The organism is Flavobacterium sp., from assembly GCF_040382755.1.
In the GTDB taxonomy this organism is placed as follows: domain Bacteria; phylum Bacteroidota; class Bacteroidia; order Flavobacteriales; family Flavobacteriaceae; genus Flavobacterium.
In genome coordinates, this window is sequence record NZ_JBEIET010000031.1 from 1 (window position 1) to 20,856 (window position 20,856).

At 31.4% G+C, this 20,856-nt stretch carries 16 protein-coding genes; 9 read left to right on the forward strand and 7 right to left on the reverse strand.

What is annotated here, in order from left to right; genetic code table 11:
* Positions 1-3,656, reverse strand: a 3,656-nt coding sequence (locus ABWO04_RS04830; RefSeq protein WP_353077832.1) for a choice-of-anchor L domain-containing protein, incomplete at its 3' end; no start/stop codon positions are given.
* A 100-nt stretch (positions 3,657-3,756) separates the two neighbouring features.
* Positions 3,757-5,553: a translation elongation factor 4 gene (gene lepA, locus ABWO04_RS04835; RefSeq protein WP_353077834.1), complete on the reverse strand. Its 1,797-nt coding sequence runs from the start codon at positions 5,551-5,553 to the stop codon at positions 3,757-3,759.
* A gap of 179 nt (positions 5,554-5,732) precedes the next feature.
* Between lepA and ABWO04_RS04840 the strand changes: the two genes are divergently transcribed.
* The gene (locus tag ABWO04_RS04840; RefSeq protein WP_353077836.1) at positions 5,733-6,443 is read left to right on the forward strand and encodes an SIMPL domain-containing protein; all 711 of its coding nucleotides are present in this window, start codon (positions 5,733-5,735) and stop codon (positions 6,441-6,443) included.
* 1 nt (position 6,444) lies between these two features.
* Here the strand turns inward: ABWO04_RS04840 and dinB are convergent, their stop codons facing one another.
* Positions 6,445-7,521, reverse strand: coding sequence for a DNA polymerase IV (gene dinB / locus ABWO04_RS04845; RefSeq protein WP_353077838.1), 1,077 nt, complete (start codon positions 7,519-7,521; stop codon positions 6,445-6,447).
* Positions 7,522-7,713: 192 nt separating this feature from the next.
* Between dinB and ABWO04_RS04850 the strand changes: the two genes are divergently transcribed.
* Positions 7,714-8,181, forward strand: a complete 468-nt coding sequence (locus ABWO04_RS04850; RefSeq protein WP_353077840.1) for a CYTH domain-containing protein — start codon at positions 7,714-7,716, stop codon at positions 8,179-8,181.
* A 12-nt stretch (positions 8,182-8,193) separates the two neighbouring features.
* Here ABWO04_RS04850 and ABWO04_RS04855 read toward each other — a convergent pair whose 3' ends face one another.
* From ABWO04_RS04855 to ABWO04_RS04870, 4 genes are all read right to left on the reverse strand, one after another.
* Complete coding sequence (locus ABWO04_RS04855) at positions 8,194-8,649, reverse strand: septal ring lytic transglycosylase RlpA family protein (RefSeq protein ID WP_353077842.1); 456 nt, start codon at positions 8,647-8,649, stop codon at positions 8,194-8,196.
* A gap of 93 nt (positions 8,650-8,742) precedes the next feature.
* On the reverse strand, positions 8,743-9,141 hold the full coding sequence (locus tag ABWO04_RS04860; protein WP_353077843.1) for a hypothetical protein: 399 nt from the start codon (positions 9,139-9,141) through the stop codon (positions 8,743-8,745).
* Between the two features lie 65 nt (positions 9,142-9,206).
* Positions 9,207-9,770, reverse strand: a complete 564-nt coding sequence (locus tag ABWO04_RS04865; RefSeq protein ID WP_353077845.1) for a 5-formyltetrahydrofolate cyclo-ligase — start codon at positions 9,768-9,770, stop codon at positions 9,207-9,209.
* Complete coding sequence (locus tag ABWO04_RS04870) at positions 9,739-10,725, reverse strand: succinylglutamate desuccinylase/aspartoacylase family protein (protein WP_353077847.1); 987 nt, start codon at positions 10,723-10,725, stop codon at positions 9,739-9,741. Before ABWO04_RS04870 ends, ABWO04_RS04865 begins: the two co-directional genes overlap by 32 nt.
* 129 nt (positions 10,726-10,854) lie before the next feature.
* On the opposite strand from ABWO04_RS04870, the gene uvrC reads away from it, so the two are divergent.
* From uvrC to ABWO04_RS04905, 7 genes are all read left to right on the forward strand, one after another.
* Complete coding sequence (gene uvrC / locus ABWO04_RS04875) at positions 10,855-12,642, forward strand: excinuclease ABC subunit UvrC (RefSeq protein WP_353077848.1); 1,788 nt, start codon at positions 10,855-10,857, stop codon at positions 12,640-12,642.
* Between the two features lie 3 nt (positions 12,643-12,645).
* Positions 12,646-14,895, forward strand: coding sequence for a patatin-like phospholipase family protein (locus tag ABWO04_RS04880; protein WP_353077849.1), 2,250 nt, complete (start codon positions 12,646-12,648; stop codon positions 14,893-14,895).
* Between the two features lie 69 nt (positions 14,896-14,964).
* Complete coding sequence (locus ABWO04_RS04885; RefSeq protein WP_353077851.1) at positions 14,965-16,638, forward strand: amino acid permease; 1,674 nt, start codon at positions 14,965-14,967, stop codon at positions 16,636-16,638.
* 200 nt (positions 16,639-16,838) lie between these two features.
* Positions 16,839-17,996, forward strand: coding sequence for a homogentisate 1,2-dioxygenase (locus ABWO04_RS04890; RefSeq protein WP_353077853.1), 1,158 nt, complete (start codon positions 16,839-16,841; stop codon positions 17,994-17,996).
* A gap of 115 nt (positions 17,997-18,111) precedes the next feature.
* The gene (gene hppD, locus ABWO04_RS04895; protein ID WP_353077854.1) at positions 18,112-19,275 is read left to right on the forward strand and encodes a 4-hydroxyphenylpyruvate dioxygenase; all 1,164 of its coding nucleotides are present in this window, start codon (positions 18,112-18,114) and stop codon (positions 19,273-19,275) included.
* A 383-nt stretch (positions 19,276-19,658) separates the two neighbouring features.
* Positions 19,659-20,429, forward strand: coding sequence for a DUF3108 domain-containing protein (locus ABWO04_RS04900; RefSeq protein ID WP_353077856.1), 771 nt, complete (start codon positions 19,659-19,661; stop codon positions 20,427-20,429).
* 8 nt (positions 20,430-20,437) lie between these two features.
* Positions 20,438-20,856 (forward strand): tryptophan 2,3-dioxygenase family protein (locus ABWO04_RS04905; protein WP_353077858.1); only part of this gene is annotated, 419 nt, incomplete at its 3' end.

Genomic DNA, 20,856 nt, shown 5'->3' on the forward strand with positions numbered 1-20,856 from the left:
CCGACATCTGGAGTGAGTTTTACAAATGTAACATTATAGACGCCCGCTTGCGTTGCCGTATAATTAGGTCCCGTTCCTAATAAAGTCCCATTTAAAAACCAACTTACGGTATATACGGCAGGATTTAAACCAGTTTGAATTGTATACGGACTAATTAGCACATTTGTAATAGGATCTACACAAATAACCCCTTGAGGTAAAGTAATATTTAATAAGGGATGGACTGTAAAAGTAAACGCTTGTTCAGCACTACAATTCGGATTATTTATCGCGGTGGCATGGACATAATAGGTATAATTTCCTGGAGTAGTAATATTTAAGTTAGTAATTAAATTTGCGGCATTTCCCCCAGGTTGAGAATAGTAATTTAAAGTAAACCCAACAGATGGCAAAGTAGGTAATACATATGTTCCACATTCTTCAGGATCAAACACTAATGCTAATGCAGCTAAATTTGGAGTTTGAGATACAATTATGTCAAAACTATCTTGAGCATAACAAATGGTTCTATCTCCATTTGAAGCTACTACCCAAATTGTTGTAGTTGTATTCGGAATATTAAAAATTAATCCATTAGCAACAGGTAATGTACCTGCTTGATCATAAAAATAACCAATTGTATAGTTTTCTGGAGTGGGCGGTACATGTGCTAAAGCTGGTAAGGTATAATTTTGAGTTTCACATACTGAAACATTGGGGTAATTTGGTAAATTAATACCGCTGTACGTAACCGTAAAAGGCCTATTAATTGTACAATTAGTTACTGTGTCAATATTATACAAATAAAAAGTTTGTGTTACAGAAAAAACAGTTGTTGGCGATACTATAGTTCCTCCTCCGCTTGGCCCCCCTGGCGCGGTATATATGGTACCATTTACAGGTTGAGCAATTGAATATGGCGTGCATTCAAATCTATCAAGCACACCATCTGCGGGAGGAAATGGGTTTAAAGTTATTGTAAACGATTGTTCATTTGAGCAGCCATTTGCATCTGGTCCATTAAAAACATAATACGTTCCTGGATTTAATCTAATCCCAGATAAATCGATAATATTTCCAGCAAAAAGAGGTATTTGACCAATAGTTGTAGGTCCTCCGGGTAAAGTATAATAGGATCCATTTGTTAAAACAGGTAAAATAAATTCTCCACAGTAAACACCGCTTGGTATTACATCTACTAAAGGCAATGGATTAATACTAATATTATAATTTAAGTTGTCTGAACAGTTTGGCAATAATGTTGTATTCGCATAAAAATAAACTACTTGTGATGTAGTTATAGGAATAGCAGGATCAATCATAGTACCCCCGCCTAATGGAGCCGTATAATACCCTCCAAAAGTAATAGCAGGTAAAGTATAACTAACACAACCATTTACGTTAGTAAACAAAGTTGTATTAATAATATTGATTTGGAAATCGGTTTCTAAAGCACAACCCCCGGGATTACCATTTGCGTCAATAAAAGAAGTAGTATTATATATGTACATTATTTGAGTTGCAGTTAAAACATCCCCAGCAAAATAGGGTGTTCCTGTTCCTCCTGGTTCAGAAAAATAATTTCCATGAGTTAAAGCTGGTAATGTATAAGAATTACAATAAGTAACATCTGGTAAAGTATCAATTAAAGGAAGAGGGCGTATGTTAATATTAAATAATTCATCTCTACAAAAAACGCCATTTACCTCAGCATAATAATATACTGGCTGAACAATATTTAATTGCGTAGCATTTGGAAAAACAGTTCCTGTAGGAATTAAAGTTCCTGTACCGGTTGGTCCACCAGGGGCGGTGTAAAAAGCACCAATATTATATGGCGGAGAGGGTACTGTAAATGCACCACAATTATCTAAAGCAGGTGTATACTCATCAACAAAATAAGCTAAAAAGGATGATTCGTTAAAACAGCCATTAGCATCTGGACCAAAATAAATATAATACATTGCACTTTCATCTATTATATTACCAGCAAATAAAGCCGTACCAGAGCCACCTGGACCTGTAAAATAATTTCCATTTGTTAGAACGGGCAAAACATAATTACTACAAGCAACAACATCAGCTAAATCATCAACAAGAGGTAATGGATTTACATTTATATCCACACTTGTTATATTAAAACAAGACGGATTAGAAGCGTTTTGCATTCTGATCCAAACCGTTACTGAAGTTGTACCATTCGGAATTGAAACAGAACTAATTATGCCTGTATTTCCTGCAATAGCATCTGCTTGATTGGTAAAATATAAAACACTATAACCTGTTAATCCGTTTAATACCTGAAGATCTAAATTAGCTAAAATATAGGATGTTGCAGAAGGGGCTTCACACAATTGTACATCAACAGGTGGTGTAGCATTAAGTACTGGATTTATCACTAAATCAAATTGATACACAGTACTACAAAATAAATTTGTTATTGTATTGTAAATTTTAACGTAAATTGTTTGTCCTGAAGTAGTAGAAAAATTTGTAGGCCCTACAATTGGATTATTTGCAGTTATATCAGCCATAGAGGCATAATAAAACAAATCATAAGTGGTATTGTCAATACCTAATTGTGCTTCATTATTTGTAGTTAAATTAAAGGTATAATTTGTTGCACCCGTATTACATGTTTGTAAATTATTTGGAGCAGTAACGACTAAGTCATTTATAATTACAGTGTCTGTTAAAAAACAAGAGCCTTTTGTAACTTCTACTGAATAGGTACCTGGAGCATTTGCTGTGTATGAAGGCGTATTTCCTCCAACAGGATTTCCATTTTGAAACCATTGAAAAGTATATGAAGTATCCAATTGCGTATTTAATTGGATTGTATTTCCAGAACAAGCTGTTTGATCAGGACCTAAATCTAAAGATGTTGTAAAACTTCCTCCAGAAATAAACACAGCCGAATCATAACCAGAATTATTGTAATCCCCAATTACTAATCTTATTTTATAAGGGACATTAGGAGTTACTGCTGAAGCCGCATTCATCACAACAGTGTGGCCTCTCATATTTAATGTAGAAGCTGGAATGTTAATGGGATTATATGTGCTGAAAAAATTTGGATTGGCCGATACGCAATTGGAATTATACAAATTATTTCTAATGTCTTTAACCGTAACCGGCAAACTTGTTCCTGGGATAACGGCTAAATTGGTTGAAACACCAGTGTTTAAATTGGTCAACACAAAAGCAAAAACATCGCTAAAAGCACATTGGTACTCGCCATATTCATTAGAAGCAAATAAGAAATCAAAACTAAAACTGTTTGAAACAGGTATAAAATCAAATTCTAAAAAAGCTACATCTGTTATTGTGGAAGATTGACCACTATTGTTGCTTATAGTTTGCAAATAAGCGTCGGTATTTGTATTTATTTGCGAACTTAATGTGGAATTGTTTACATAATTCCCTTGGGTATTTAAAACAAGTCCATTTCGAATGATAATTCCTTCATTTATAGGAAAAGTAGATCCGTTTTTATTAAAATAAGCAACTGATTGATTGGATGAAATTGCAATATTTGAAACTGAAACACAAGAATTTACAAGCAGTAAATCTACAAGCTGAGCAGGAGTATTAGTAGTATTGTCAATTGTTATTGTCTGTGAAAACACACTTGAACTTAATGCTAATAATAAAATATAAAGGGGCTTCAAATTCATATTATTACAGCAATTATAAATTAGCATATAAATTTATGAAATATTTTAAATAAAAAAAAGCATATCAAAATTTAATATGCTTTTTGTTGTTTATATTTTTTTAATCGTTCAATTTTAAAACGGCCATAAATGCTTCTTGCGGAATTTCTACATTTCCTACTTGACGCATTCGTTTTTTCCCTTTTTTCTGTTTTTCCAAAAGTTTTCTTTTACGAGAAATATCACCTCCATAACATTTTGCAGTAACATCTTTTCGAAGTGCTTTTATAGTTTCACGCGCGATAATTTTTGCTCCAATAGCGGCTTGAATTGGAATATCAAATTGCTGACGTGGAATTAATTCGCGTAATTTTTCGCACATTTTTTTACCAATATTATATGCATTGTCTTCGTGAATAAGTGCAGATAAGGCATCTACTGAAGTGGCATTTAATAACACATCTAATTTAACTAATTTTGATGTTCTCATACCTATTGGATGATAATCAAAAGAAGCGTATCCTTTAGAAACGGTTTTCAATCTGTCATAAAAATCAAAAACTATTTCTGCCAAAGGCATATCAAAATTCAATTCTACACGTTCGGTAGTTAAATAGGTTTGATTGGTAATTAAGCCACGCTTTTCAATACATAAACTCATTACATTTCCAACATAATCGGCTTTTGTAATGATAGTTGCTTTAATGTAAGGTTCTTCTACTCTATCTAATTTGCTTGGTTCTGGTAAATCTGATGGATTGTTTATTATGAAACCAACTTCGGGTTCTTTCTTTGTATAAGCCAAGTACGAAACGTTTGGTACGGTTGTAATAACAGTCATATCAAACTCACGTTCTAAACGCTCTTGAATAATTTCCATATGTAACATTCCTAAGAATCCACATCGGAAACCAAATCCTAATGCCGCAGAACTTTCTGGCAAAAACACCAAAGACGCATCGTTTAATTGTAGTTTTTCCATTGAAGATCGTAAATCTTCATAATCTTCCGTATCTACAGGATAAATTCCGGCAAATACCATTGGTTTTACATCTTCAAAACCAGTAATCATATTGGTTGTTGGTTCTTTAGCGTCTGTAACGGTATCCCCAACTTTTACTTCTTTTGCTTCTTTTATTCCAGAAATTAAATAACCAACATCGCCAGTTGAAATTACATTTTTTGGAACCTGATTTAATTTTAAAGTCCCCACCTCATCGGCAAAATATTCTTTACCGGTTGCCATAAATTTAATTTTTTGACCTTTTTTAATTTCACCATTTACGACACGAAAAATTACTTCAATTCCTCTAAATGGATTATAGTGAGAGTCAAATATTAAAGCTTGCAAAGGCTCGTCTTTTGTGCCTTTTGGATGTGGAATTTTTTCAATAATGGCTGCTAAAATATTTTCTACACCAAAACCTGTTTTACCAGAGGCGTGAATAATATCTTCTAATTTACAACCTAATAAATCGATAATATCGTCTGAAACTTCTTCCGGATTCGCAGAGGGTAAATCGACTTTATTTAAAACAGGAATAATTTCTAAATCATTTTCTAAAGCTAAATACAAATTAGAAATAGTTTGAGCCTGAATACTTTGTGCGGCATCAACAATTAACAAAGCGCCTTCGCAAGCGGCAATACTTCGAGACACTTCATAAGAAAAATCTACGTGTCCTGGAGTGTCGATTAAATTTAATATATATTCTTGCCCTTGATACGTATATTCCATTTGAATCGCGTGGCTTTTAATGGTAATACCACGCTCGCGTTCCAAATCCATATTATCTAATAATTGCGCTTTTTCTTCTCTTGCAGTAACTGTTTGTGTCGCACCTAAAAGGCGGTCGGCTAACGTACTTTTCCCGTGGTCAATATGTGCAATTATGCAAAAATTTCTAATGTGTTTCATATTCAATTTCAAAAATCAATAACAATTTTAAAAATCAATTAATAATTGAAACTAAAATTGTTTTACTTCGTTTATAATCTGCAAAGATATACGATTTATAGCTTTAAAAGAAATTATTTATTTGATATACTATATTAAAAAAAATTGCGTTACTATTACTAATAACAACAGGAATAACTATGAAAAATTCAAAATTTTACATCACAATAATAACTTGCTTAGTTTTAAACTTTTCTTTTTCTCAGCAAAAAAACACAATAAACGTAAATGGTTTAGGTAAGGTTTCTGCTTTTCCAAATGCAGCAATACTAACATTGGAGTTAGATCATATTAAACCAACTTTGAGGGAAGCCGTTACAGAAAACCAGAAAACACTTTTATTGGTAAAAAACATTATTAAAAATTATGTAAAAGATACCACACTAATTAAAACGAGTTTGATTGCTACAAATAAAGCTACAAAATGGGATAATAAATTAAATAAAGAAGTATTTATTGGTTTTGAATCCTCTCAAAAAATAATTTTTACGTTATTAGATTTAAATCAAATGCAAAATTTTACTGAAGAATTATTGAAAACAAAATTTAATAAAATTCAAACTATTTCATATTTCAATACAAATACAGAGGAATTAATGAAACAAGCACAAGATTTAGCGGTAAAAGATGCCTTAGAAATAACGCAAAGATTAGCAAAAAGCGCCAATATAAAAACTGGTTCAATTGTTAATATGTCAACAAACACAAGTGCTAATGAAGATCGCTATTCGACTGAAAGAAATGAATTTGAAACGTATGGAAAAGCAATGGGCGGAAGAGGAGTTTCTTCAAGTGGGCAACTAATTGAATATATGGTTCGAGTATCGATGCAAACCGAAATTTATCAATAATCTAAAACTCAAACTTCAATTGATACACCACAAATTTTTTCTGATGCGTGTTTAAATTGTTTAAAGAAATGCCTAATAATCGGACAGAATTTTTGGGTTTTTCTTGATACAATAATTCTTTTGCGGTTTCAAAAATTAGATTTTTATCCGAAATAAAATACTGCACCGTTTTACTTCTTGTTTGTTGTGAAAAATCGGAATATTTTATTTTTAAAGTAATGGTTTTTCCTGCTATTTTATGTTTTTTAATACGTCGTTCTATTTCTTCAGCTATATTTTTTAAACGTTCTTCCATATAAATTTCAGAAGATAAATTTTTATTAAACGTGCGTTCGGCGCCAACAGATTTCATTTCTCTATTCGGTTTAACCTGACTAAAACTTATCCCTCGAGATAAATTATAGTAAGAATTACCACTATTTCCGAAATGTTTTTCAAGATAGTCTAACGATTTTGACTTTAAATCCGTTCCAGAATAAATGCCTAATTGATACATTTTTTCGGCGGTAACTTTTCCAATTCCGTAAAATTTTTTTACATCTAACACTTCAATAAACGCTTCCACCTCATCGGGATTTACTGTTTTTTGTCCATTTGGCTTATTGAAATCACTCGCAATTTTAGCTACAAATTTATTTACAGAAATTCCTGCAGAAGCTGTTAAACCAGTAACTTCAAATATTTTTTGTCGGATTTCTTTGGCGATTAATGTGGCGCTCGGATTTCCTTTTTTATTTTCTGTAACATCTAAATATGCTTCATCTAAGGAAAGCGGTTCTACCAAATCGGTGTATTCATAAAATATTTTTCTAATTTGTTTAGAAACTACTTTATATCGTTCAAAATTTGGTTTTACAAAAATTAAATTTTCACATAAACGAGCAGCTTGTGCACCACTCATCGCGCTTCTTACCCCAAATTTTCTCGCTTCATAACTGGCAGCACTGACCACGCCACGAATTTCATTTCCGCCTACAGCAATTGGCTTTCCTTTCAAATCAGGATTGTCCAATTGCTCTACAGAGGCATAAAATGCATCCATATCAATGTGAATTATTTTTCGTTGTATGATTTCCATAAGATTTACAAAGTACTGAAAAAAAATAATTCTTTAAACTGAAATTTTTCAGATTTTCAGAAATTTCAATGCTATTGGCTACCAGAACCTCAGCCAAGCTGAAACTTGAAACTTGAAATAAAAAGAACGATAAAACTTATGTGACTTATATGTTTAAATATTGTAATTTTGATTCTTTATATTTTAAGAATTATGCAAGAAATAGAACGTAAATTTTTAGTCCATACCTCAGATTTTATTGCTGAGGCTTCACATTCTCAGAAAATTGCTCAAGGGTATTTAAATTCTACGCCCGAACGAACGGTCCGAATCAGAATTAAAGACGATAAAGGATTTATTACCATAAAAGGCAAAGGCGACGAATCAGGAACTACACGTTTTGAATGGGAAAAAGAAATTGAGTTATACGAAGCTGAAGCTTTATTAAAATTATGCGAAACAGGCGTAATTGATAAAACACGATATTTAATCAAAAAAGGAAGTCACACGTTTGAAGTGGATGTTTTTGAAGGCGAAAACAAAGGATTGATTGTGGCTGAAATAGAACTTTCCGACGCCAATGAAACGTATGAAAAACCAAATTGGTTGAGCGAAGAAGTTACAGGAGACGAAAGATATTATAATGCCTATTTAAGCAAAAAGGCTTTTACTACTTGGTAAAAGGCTTTTTTTTTATTTCTTCACAATCTCAATATCTACATCAATGTGTCCACCATAATTTGAGGGTCTAATTTTCCAAAATGCGGCTCTTGATAAATCGATATGTCTGTTTTTATGAAATGGACCTCTATCTGTAACGGTAACATACACTACTTTTTTAGTTTTTACACCTGTAACTTTTAATTTTGTGCCAAATGGAAGTTTTCGGTGTGCGCAAGTCATATCATTGTTATTAAATCTTGTACCGCTTGCGGTTCTTCTGCCATTAAATTTATTAGCATAATAAGAAGCATGTGCCGATTTGTGATACATTTCTAATTTTTCAACAGGTGCGGTAACACTGTCTTTTTTCTTTACTGTATCTGTAACTTTTAATTTTGGTTTTTCTTGAGAAAAATTTGATTTTATGTTTTCCTTCTGAAAAAAAAGCACTACTAAAAGCGGCAATATGTATATAAATTTTTTCATCTTCATATAATATAAGATTAAAAAAGAAGTAAATTTTCACTTACTTCTCTTTATGTTTTTATTGATTTGACAGAAAAATTATGCCAAAAAAAGTTATAATCCTAACCAATGTTTAAAAGGTATTCGTGATAGTAAGAAAATTAATCCTAAAACATAAAAAATACCAATTTTTTTAAACTTGCCGTTACTACTCTCTTCTTTTTTATGTTTGCTCCAACCTATTGTAATTAAAGCAATTGCTAAAATATTCGTTATCGGATGATCTATTTTAACTAAACCTAAAGCTTTAAAATCAAAATCAAAAGTGGATGCCCACATAAATAAGCCAACCAATAACTGAATGTGACTAAAAATTAACGCAATTAATGAGATACTTCTGTCTTTTGAAGTAAAATTTCTTTTTGCAGAAAGCCCTAAAAAAGCATTGATAATTGCAAAAATTAATACGGCTAAAACACCATAAGCTAACGTAGAATGAATAGTTTGTAACATAGTTTGTTTTTTTAGTAATAATTTCAAATATAATAAAATATATGGAATTCCTATTTAAATTAATATTAAAAATTGTAAACCTTAGTTGGTGTTACACAATAATCTAACTGAATATCAGAGGATAAGGTGTCGGAAATTAATTTTTCGGATTCAAAAAAAGAAAGACCAATTTTTATGGTTTCTGGTTGGCATTTTGACAAAAACTGATCATAAAAACCTTTTCCATAGCCTACTCTATTGCCTTTTTCGTCAAAAGCTAAAAGAGGCACAAAAACCACATTAATTTTAGAAACAGGAACTTCTAAGCCGTCAACTGGCTCAGGAATGTTGTATTTGTTTTTATTTATTTTGGTTGCATCCGTTAAAAGAAAATGAGTCATTTCTCGAGTTGAAAAATCGCTTACAGAAAGCACGATGTTTTTATCTTTTCCTGCTAAAACTTGTAAAATATATTCTGTATTTACTTCTTTTTTGGTTTCAATAGGTAAAAAAATATGATAAAAACTGTGTTGCCAAATATCTAAATGAATAATTTGATTGGCAATTTGTAAGGATAAATCTTCAATCGTAGCTTCAGATAAATTTTGCCTTAAAGCGTTATACTTGGTTCTTAATTCCTTCTTCGTCATTTTCTAATTTAGTTGAAATATGAAAAACCGCATCACCTTGATATACAATTGGGGCATCATTTACATTTATTAAATAGCCATCATGTGGGGCTTTTAGTTTATGACTTACTTTGCCAAAGGGATCAGAAATTTTGGCTAATAATTCGCCTTTTGTTACAAAACTTCCAATTTGTTTTAAGCCGTGAAACATTCCAGAAAAATTAGCTCGAATCCAATCCGACGTTTCAATATATATTGTTTGGTGCGGTTTTGAAATTTCGTGTTTATTTTTTAACATTCCAAAGTGTAGTAAAAATCGTTTGGTCCCTTCCACCGCTTCTTTAGTTACACCATTATTAATATCTACAGATTTTCCTCCTTCAAACAATAACATTTTTACATTCATTTTATCACATGAACTTCTAAACGAACCGGAAATATTATTAGAATATAAGGTAAAAGGCGCACCAAATACATCTGAAAGTGTTTTTAATTCAGCATTATTAGGCACAATTCGAATTTGTGGAGCATTAAATCTTTGGGCACCACCCGCATGAAAATCTATTGCATAATCTATATGAGGTATAATTTCTTTTAAAATATAATACGCGAATTGACTTGCTAAAGAACCTGTTTTGCTTCCAGGAAAAATTCGATTTAAATCTCTACCATCAGGAAATTCTCTGGTTTGATTGACAAATCCAAAAATATTAATCACAGGAATACAGATAATAGTGCCTCGTTTTGGTTTATTAATTTTTTTTACAATTAATTCTCTAACTATTTCAGTTCCATTAATTTCATCGCCATGCAAACCTGCTGTAAAAAGCACTACCGGACCTTCTTTTTTACTTCTTTCCACAATAATTGGTATGTGCAAATCGGTCATCGTATGCAATTTTCCAATTTGCATGTTTATTGTTTTGCTTTTTCCAGGTAATATCGTTTCGTTAAAAATAGTAATTTCCTTATGCATACTGTGATTTACTTTTTGCTAAAGTAATAAAAATTTACTTCATGCTAAATCAATTGTTTTTTGTTATTTTTGTATGACTTTCTCAAGTCAAATTACTGAATACTAAAAACTGAACACTGTATACTGCAAATGACACCACTCGAACTACAAATTCAAACCTTACCTGATAATCCTGGTGTGTACCAATATTACGATAAAGACGATAAGATTTTGTATGTAGGCAAAGCAAAAAATTTAAAAAAACGCGTACAATCCTATTTTACAAAAAACCATGATAATTATAAAACTTCAGTTTTAGTAAAAAAAATTGTAACCATAAAACATATCGTTGTTCCTACAGAAACGGATGCGTTATTGTTAGAAAACAATCTTATTAAAACGCTTCAACCAAGATACAATGTATTACTTCGTGATGACAAAACATATCCTTGGATTTGCATCAAAAAAGAAGCGTTTCCAAGAGTATTTTCAACCCGCAAAATGGTAAAAGACGGCTCAGAATATTTTGGCCCCTATACCAGTTTTAAAACCGTAAATACGTTATTAGAATTAATAAAAACTTTGTATCCCTTACGAACTTGTAATTTCGATTTGTCCCTTTCTAATATTCGAGCAGAAAAATACAAAGTATGTTTAGAGTATCATATTGGAAATTGTAGAGGAGGCTGTGAAGGTCATGAAACACAAGAAAAGTATCAGACACAAATTACGGCTATACGAGAAATTTTAAAAGGAAATTTTAAAGAAAGTCTAAAAGATTTCAAAAATCACATGCAAATTTTAGCTTCCGAAATGAAGTTTGAAGAAGCACAAAAAATTAAAGATAAAATTGAAGTATTAGAAAACTATCAAGCAAAATCAACGATAATAAATCCGAAAATTACCAATATTGATGTTTTCTCCATTATTTCAGATGAAACAATGGCGTATGTTAATTTTTTACAGATTTCACACGGCGCTATTATTCGATCGCACACCTTAGAATTAAAGAAAAAATTAGACGAAACCAATCAAGAATTATTAGAATTAGCAATTGTTGAAATTAGAGCACGATTCTTTTTAACCTCTCGTGAAATTATCGTGCCTTTTGAAATAGATTTAGGTGAAACTATAAAAGTAACTGTTCCTAAATTAGGAGATAAAAAAGAGATTTTAAACTTATCTGAACGAAACGCAAAATATTACAGATTAGACCAATTAAAACAAATTAAAATTGTAGATCCAGACCGTCATACAAACCGAATTATGGCACAAATGCAAAAAGATTTACGCCTTTCTGTAGAACCTCGGCATATTGAATGTTTTGATAATTCTAATATTCAAGGAACAAATCCTGTATCAGCCTGTGTGGTATTTAAAGATGGAAAAGCGAGCAAAAAAGACTACAGACATTTCAATATAAAAACTGTTGAAGGACCAAATGATTTCGCTTCGATGGAAGAAGTGGTGTATAGAAGGTATAAAAGACTTTTGGACGAAAAAGAATCTTTACCTCAACTTATTATTATAGATGGCGGAAAAGGACAATTATCTTCGGCATTAAAAAGTTTAGAAGATTTAGGTTTGCGTGGTAAAATTGCCATTATTGGTATTGCAAAACGATTAGAAGAATTGTTTTATCCAGATGATCCAATACCTTTATATTTGGATAAAAAATCGGAAACACTTAAAATCATTCAACAATTACGAAACGAAGCACACCGATTTGGAATTACGCATCATCGCGATAAAAGAAGTAAATCGGCATTAAATTCTTCCGTTGAAAGTATTCCTGGCATTGGCGAAAAAACAATGATAACCTTAATTTCGCACTTCAAAAGTGTAAAAAGATTAAAAGAAGCTACAGAATCTGAAATTTCTTCAGTAATTGGACTTTCAAAAGCAAAAAAAATTTCCGACTTTTACAAAAAAGAATAACAAGTGATAAAGAAACAAGTAAAAAGTAAAAAGAGCAAATTGAATCACATTCGTGGTACATTTTCTTGTTTTATATTTTTTGCTTTTGCCTTTTTACTTTTACCTTTTAACTCAATTGCACAAGACACAATAAAGAAGCCAAAAATTGGTTTAGTGCTTTCAGGAGGTGGTGCGAAAGGATTGGCGCATATTGGTGTACTAAAAGTAATAGACTCTTTAGGAATAAAGATAGACTACATTGGCGGTACCAGTATGGGCGCGATTGTTGGAGGTTTGTACGCGTCAGGTTATACAGGTAAACAATTAGATTCTATATTTAAAACCTTAAACATAGACGATTTAGTACAGGATAATATTCCGAGAAAATCTAAATTACTTTTTAATAAAAGAAGCGATGATATTTACGCGCTATCCTTACCTTTTAAAAATTTGAAATTAGAAACCCCAAATGCACTTTCAAAAGGTTTTTATAATTATCATTTTTTATCGAAATTAACCTATCACGTAAGAAATACGAGAGATTTCAAAAAATTACCAATTCCGTTTTTCTGTATGGCTACAGATATTGAAACTGGAGAAGAAATAATCTTAAATAAAGGAATTTTTCCTCAAGCTTTAGTTGCAAGTAGTTCTGTTCCAAGTATTTTCTATCCAATAGAAATTGAAGGTCGATTGCTGGTAGATGGCGGGGTAACTAATAATTATCCCGTTGAAAAACTTAAAGAATTAGGTGCCGAATTTATTATAGGAGTTGATGTTCAAGAGAACTTAAAAGAAAGGAAAGAGTTACAAGGTATCACAACTATTTTTGGACAAATTTCGAATTTTTACACGCTTTCACAAATGAAAAACAAGCAAAAACTTACGAATATTTATATTAAACCAGAAATTAAAGGGTATTCTGTTTTGTCTTTCGAAAACGGTAAAAAAATTATAGAAAACGGAGAATTTGCTACAAGAAATTTTTTAACCGAACTACAAAAATTTGAAAATAAAACATATAAAAAACCAGAATTAAAACTTATTAAAGATTCCATTTTTATTGGAAACATTGGTTTTACAGAACTAAAAAATTATACACGAGCGTATGTTTTAGGAAAATTACGATTTAAACCAAACACAAAAATAAGTTTTGAAGATTTTCAAAATGGCATTCAAAACTTAAGTAATACGCAAAACTTTAGTTCAGTAAAATATCAATTTAACGAGAAAGATATTTTTATAAGTTTAAGAGAAAACAAAATAAATACATTATTAAAATTTGCGCTTCATTATGATGAATTATATAAAAGTGGAGCTTTAATTAACATTACCCAAAAGAAAATTATTTCTAAAAACGACATGGTCTCTTTAGATTTAATTTTTGGCGATAATTTTAGGTACGATTTTAATTACTTAATTGATAATGGCTATTATTTTAGTTTTGGAATTAATTCTAGTTTAAATACATTCAATAAGAATGTTAATTCAGCTTTTGGAACTCAAAAATATTTAACTAATGCATTTGAAAAAATTAATTTAGATTATTCAAGTATTACTACAAAAGTGTTTCTTCAAACTGTTTTTTTAAGAAAATTTAATATTGGTGGAGGGTTTGAGTTTCAAAACTTAGTTTTAAAATCTGACAATTTAATAAAAGCCAATAAAACAATTGAAAACAGTAATTATTTATCTTTGTTGGGGTATTTAAATTACGATACTTTTGATGATAAATTTTTTCCAAAAAAAGGATGGTACTTAAAAAGTGATTTTAATTATTATTTTAGTTCATCGGACTACACCAATCAATTTTCAAAATTTTCTATCTCAAAAACAGATATGGCTATTGCATTTTCTCCTTTTAAAAATTTCTCCTTTACTTTTCAAAATGAAGTAGGTTTCAAAATTGGACATTCCACTTTACCTTATTTCGATTTTGCCTTAGGAGGAACCGGATTTAGAGATAATAACAACATTCGTCCATTTTATGGATATGATTTTTTAAGTATTAGCGGGAATTCATACATAAAAACTAGTGGGAATTTTGATTACGAATTTTATAAAAAAAATCACATCAACTTAACCTATAATGCTTCGATAGTTGGTGATTTTATTTTTAATGCCACAAAAACCTGGTTTAACAAACCCACATATACTGGGTTTGGTCTGGGTTATGGTTTAGAAACGTTAGTAGGTCCTGTTGAAATAAAATACACGTGGTCACCCGAATCAAATTTTTCTGCTTTTTGGGTAAATCTAGGCTTCGTTTTTTAAATATCTTTTTTGATTTGGATATTTAATTGAAAAAATCCTATATTTGAAGCAACTAAAAATTATTACTTTATGTCTATTTGGAGAGTTAAACCAGTGTCAGCATTTGAAGCTGATATGAAAAAAAGCGAATTAAAACGTGTCCTAACAAAATGGGGGTTAACCTCATTGGGAATTGGAGCTATTATTGGTGGAGGAATTTTTACCTTAACCGGTATTGCTGCTCATGATTATGCAGGACCAGCATTAGCATTGTCTTTTGTTATTGCGGGTGTAGGATGTTTATTTGCTTCGTTATGTTATGCCGAATTTGCTTCAGTGCTTCCAGTTGAAGGATCTGCTTATGCCTACGCTTATGGGACTATAGGAGAAATTTTCGCATGGTTTATTGGTTGGAATTTAATTCTAGAATACATGATGGGTGCTACAACTGTAGCTGTTGCTTGGAGTGGTTATTTTTCCAAACTACTTGGGCTATTTCATATAAAATTACCCTTGGGATTATTATCTGATAAAGTAACCGCTACAGAAAAATTAAACAATGCTAAAGCTGTTGATGCTGTTAAAGAATACTTAGCTACTCATGCTTCAGCTACTTTTGATCAAATTAAATCGAATTTTGCAAATGCTGAATTTGCATCAGCTTTTAAAAGTTTAACTACTTTAAAAGATTTTAAAAATTTTGCTACAGGTGAAGGTGTTGCGAAATTTTCAGAACATTATTCATCAATTGATCTTTCTGGATTAGTTTTCAATTTACCTGCACTATTAATTACATGGGTTATAACTGCCATTCTAGTAAAAGGAATTAAAGAAGCTGCCAAAACAAATAATATCATAGTTGTTGTTAAAATAGCCGTTGTACTTTTTGTAATTATTGTAGGTGCTTTTTATGTTGATGTTGAAAACTGGCAACCTTTTATTCCAACTGAAACAACAACAATAGTTGACGGTGTAGAAAAAGTAAACTTTGGATTAGGCGGAGTATTAACTGCGGCTACAATCGTGTTTTTTGCATACATCGGTTTTGATGCTGTATCAACTCAAGCAGGAGAAGCTATAAATCCAAAAAAAGATGTACCATTTGCAATTATTGCATCATTAGTTATTTGTACTGTACTTTACATTTTAGTTTCACTTGTATTAACGGGTATGGTGCGTTTTGATCAGTTAGACGTTACAGCTCCAGTTGCATCAGCATTTAGCGGTGTTGGATTAAAATGGGCTACATTACTAATTACAATTGCTGCAACAGCAGGTTTAATGAGTGTAATGTTAGTTATGATGCTAGGTCAAACTCGTATTTTTTTAGGTATGGCTAAAGATGGTTTGTTACCAAATTTCTTTAAAGAATTACATCCTAGATTTTTAACTCCACATAAATCTACCATACTAATTGGTGCAATTATTTCTATTGTTGCAGCAGTTACGCCTATAAATAAAGTTTCTGAAATGTGCTCAATGGGTACCTTATTGGCTTTTGCAATGGTTTGTATAGCGGTAATGATTTTAAGATACAAAAAACCAGAATTAGAAAGGCCTTACAAAACGCCTGCCGTATACATTGTTGGTACTCTTGGAGTAGCGTTTAACATTGGGTTAATGACTTTTGTTAGAGAAGAAACGTGGCATACATTTATTATCTGGGGTGCTTTAGGTATTTTGGTTTATTTCATTTATGGTAAAAGAAATGCAAAACTTAATAATCCTGAAGAATTTGAAAGATTAGATAACGAAAGAAAATAATATAAAAAACGACTTCAAATTGAAGTCGTTTTTTTTTATAATATATTTTTACGATATTTGTGTTATGAAAAATTGGAATGGATTATTAGCCCATTTGAAATTCCTCATCAAGAGAAATCCTGAGTGAGCATACCTCTTTTTGTTTTAATAAAAAAGTATCGTAACATACTTTTAAACCTATAACTTTTAAACTTAAAGAAATGCCAATATATCATAAATTAGGAAATTTCCCCCAAAAACGCCACACACAGTTTGAAAAACCTGATGGCGGATTATATTACGAACAACTTTTTGGTACCGAAGGATTTCATGGACATTCTTCATTATTATACCATGTTCACAGACCAACACAAGTCAAAGAAATTACAAAATCGTATTCTGTTGAACCAAAAATCGCTATTGGGAAGAATATAAAATCGCTGTTATTAAAAGGGTTTGAATTACAACCAGCCGACGATTTTTTAGAAAGCAGAAAAGATATGCTTGTTAATAAAGATTGTATTATCGGATTAGCCGCACCAAAAAAATCATTACGCAGTTATTTTTATAAAAATGCCGATGCAGACGAAATGATATTTATCCATAAAGGTTCAGGAAAATTAAGAACCATGATGGGAAATATAGATTTTGAATATGGCGATTACTTAATTATTCCACGCGGAATGATTTATCAAATTGATTTCAATTCAGAAGATAATCGCTTATTTTATGTCGAATCTTATGCGCCTTTTTATACTCCAAAACGATATAAAAACGAATCGGGTCAACATTTAGAACATTCGCCATTTTGTGAAAGAGATTTTAAATTACCTTCTGAAATAGAAACCTATGACGAAAAAGGTGATTTCTTAATCAAAATCAAAAAAGAAGGCATGATGCACGAAGTAGTTTATGCTACACATCCTTTTGATGTTATTGGTTGGGACGGATATAATTTTCCTTACGGATTTTCAATTCATAATTTTGAACCTATTACTGGTCGTGTACATTTACCGCCACCAATTCATCAAACATTTGAAACAGCAACATTTGTAGTATGCTCTTTCGTACCAAGATTGTACGATTATCATCCAAAATCAATTCCTGCACCTTATAATCATAGCAATATTGATTCTGATGAAGTATTGTATTATGTTGATGGTGATTTCATGAGTAGAAATAACATCGAACAAGGTCACATTACGTTACATCCAAAAGGGATTCCTCACGGACCTGCACCAGGTGCTATGGAAAGAAGTATTGGTCATACCGATACAAAAGAATTAGCAGTAATGGTAGATACGTTTCGCCCATTAATGGTTACGGAAGCAGCAATGGGTTTAGACGATGGTCAATACTACAAGTCTTGGGTGGAGTAGTCTCCCCAACCCCTCCAAAGGAGGGACTTTTGAAAAACGAAAATAAAATAATTAATACTAAAAATCCTATTCACCCCTAATAGGAATTCCCCCTTCGGGGGTTAGGGGACTTATTATGTCAGATCAATTAAAATCAGTCGAATACGGCTTAGAAAAAATATTTGAAGGCGCACAAGATTTCTTGCCTTTATTAGGAACAGATTACGTAGAGTTTTACGTTGGAAATGCAAAACAAGCGGCTCATTTTTACAAAACGGCTTTCGGATTTCAGTCATTAGCGTATGCAGGATTAGAAACCGGCGTAAAAGACAGAGCGTCTTATGTTTTAAAACAAGATAAAATACGTTTAGTATTAACAACCGCTTTAAACAGCAATTCACCTATTGGAGAACACGTTAAAAAACATGGAGATGGCGTAAAAGTTATTGCACTTTGGGTTGAAGATGCTAGAAAATCATTTGAAGAAACTACAAATCGAGGTGCAAAACCTTATTTTGAACCTGTTGTTGAAAAAGACGAAGATGGCGAAGTAGTTCGTGCAGGAATTTATGGCGCGTATGGAGAAACCGTATTTGTTTTTGTAGAACGTAAAAATTACAACGGAATTTTTATGCCTGGTTATCAAGAATGGAAATCGGATTATAATCCAGCACCTGTTGGGTTAAAATTTATAGACCATATGGTTGGAAATACGGGTTGGAATAGAATGAATGAAGCCGTAAAATGGTTTGAAGATGTAATGGGGTTTGTAAATTTCCTTTCTTTTGACGACAAACAAATTACTACTGAATATTCGGCACTAATGTCGAAAGTAATGAGTAACGGAAATGGAAGAATCAAATTTCCAATTAACGAACCAGCTAATGGAAAAAAACGTTCTCAAATTGAAGAATATTTAGATTTCTATGAAGGCGAAGGCGTGCAACATATAGCAGTTGCAACAGATGACATTATTACTACCGTTGCCGATATGCGTTCTCGTGGAATCGAATTTTTAAGTACGCCACCACAAGCGTATTATGATGCTATTCCAGAAAGATTGAAAGATCACATGTCTAAATTTAAAGAAGACATCAACGAACTTCAAAAATTAGGTATTATGATTGATGCCGATGAAGAAGGGTATTTATTACAAATTTTCACAAAACCAATTGAAGACAGACCAACACTTTTCTTCGAAGTTATTCAAAGAATGGGTGCAAAAGGTTTTGGAGCAGGAAATTTTAAAGCCCTTTTCGAATCTATTGAAAGAGAACAAGCCAAAAGAGGAACATTATAAAAATAAAAAGCAGCTACAACGGCTGCTTTTTTGATTAAAACATACCAAATTTAAATCATTAAAAACCAATTAGTTAAAAATAAGATTGTCAAATACATAAAAAAAGTAGGTTATTTTTTTGTTTTGTTAAATTTTAACCGCTTTTCTTGCGATTTTTTCTGTTAAAAGTGTTAAAGTTGATTTTTTATTAAATAAAATTTAAATTCTTAACATATCTTTGCAGAGCAATTGAGAGGTAGTAGACTCATATTGCGTATAAGTTTTCATAATTTATAGTTTTTGGTTGGTTAAAACATAAAAACTCAGTCATTTATTTTGACTGGGTTTTTTGTTTTTTGTAACTTTGGAACAATAATTGTATTCTTCAAAGAAAACCATACAAAATGAAAAGAATAATCTTGCTTTTAACGGTGTTTGTCCTCTCAAACTCTTTTAATACAGAGGAAAAAGATTCTTATACTATTGGAGAATTTTTTAAGTTAAGAATACATTACGGACTTATAAATGCTGGTTACGCCACTTTAGAAGTAAAAGACGCGGAACTTAACGGAAAAAAAATGCACCATGTCATTGGAAAAGGCTATACCACAGGCATGACCAAGATGATGTTTAAAGTAGTAGACAATTATGAAAGTTACTTTAATAAAGAAACTAACAAACCTTATGTGTTTATTAGAAATATAAACGAAGGTGGCTATACTAAAAACCAACAAGGCTATTTTAATCAAAATAACAATACCGTTTTAGTAAAAGACTTCAAAAATAAAACCGAAAAAACATTTAATGTCCCTGAAAACGTTCAAGATATTGTTTCTTCTTTTTATTATTTGAGAAACCATCCAAAAATTGACAAATTAGTTGTTGGCGAATCAATAACAATAGATATGTTTTTTGATGAAGAAACTACTAAATTTAAACTAAAATTTGTTGGTAGAGAAAATATAAATTCTAAATTTGGAGAAATAAACTGCATGGTATTTAAACCTTTAGTACAAGCAGGCCGTGTTTTTAAAGAAGAAGAAAGCTTAACCGTTTGGATATCAGACGACGACAATAAAATTCCAATTCGAGTAAAAGCCAGTTTAGCAGTTGGTTCTATAAAAGCAGATATTGATCAGTACAAAGGATTAAAACATCCAATAAATTTTAAATAATACATATTTTGCAAGATACTATTTCAACAAAAATCGAACAATTAGATGAGAAGTTCGGAAAAATAAATCAAAAAACCGAAACCCATTTAGAAGGATTACTTTGGGCAAAACCAATAACGTATTGGGATTACATTCAAACCGATGCGCTTTTAAATTTACAAATTCAGCGTTCTACCCTACCAGATGAAATGGTGTTTATTATGTATCATCAGGTAAATGAATTATTATTTAAAATGATACTTTGGGAAATGGATCAAGTGTGCCATAATGAAAAACCAAGTACCGCATTTTTTACAGAAAGATTAAACAGAATTAGCCGCTATTTTGATATGTTAACCACTTCTTTTGATATTATGAAAGAAGGCATGGAACCTGAACAATATTTAAAATTCAGAAATACGTTAACGCCCGCAAGTGGTTTCCAAAG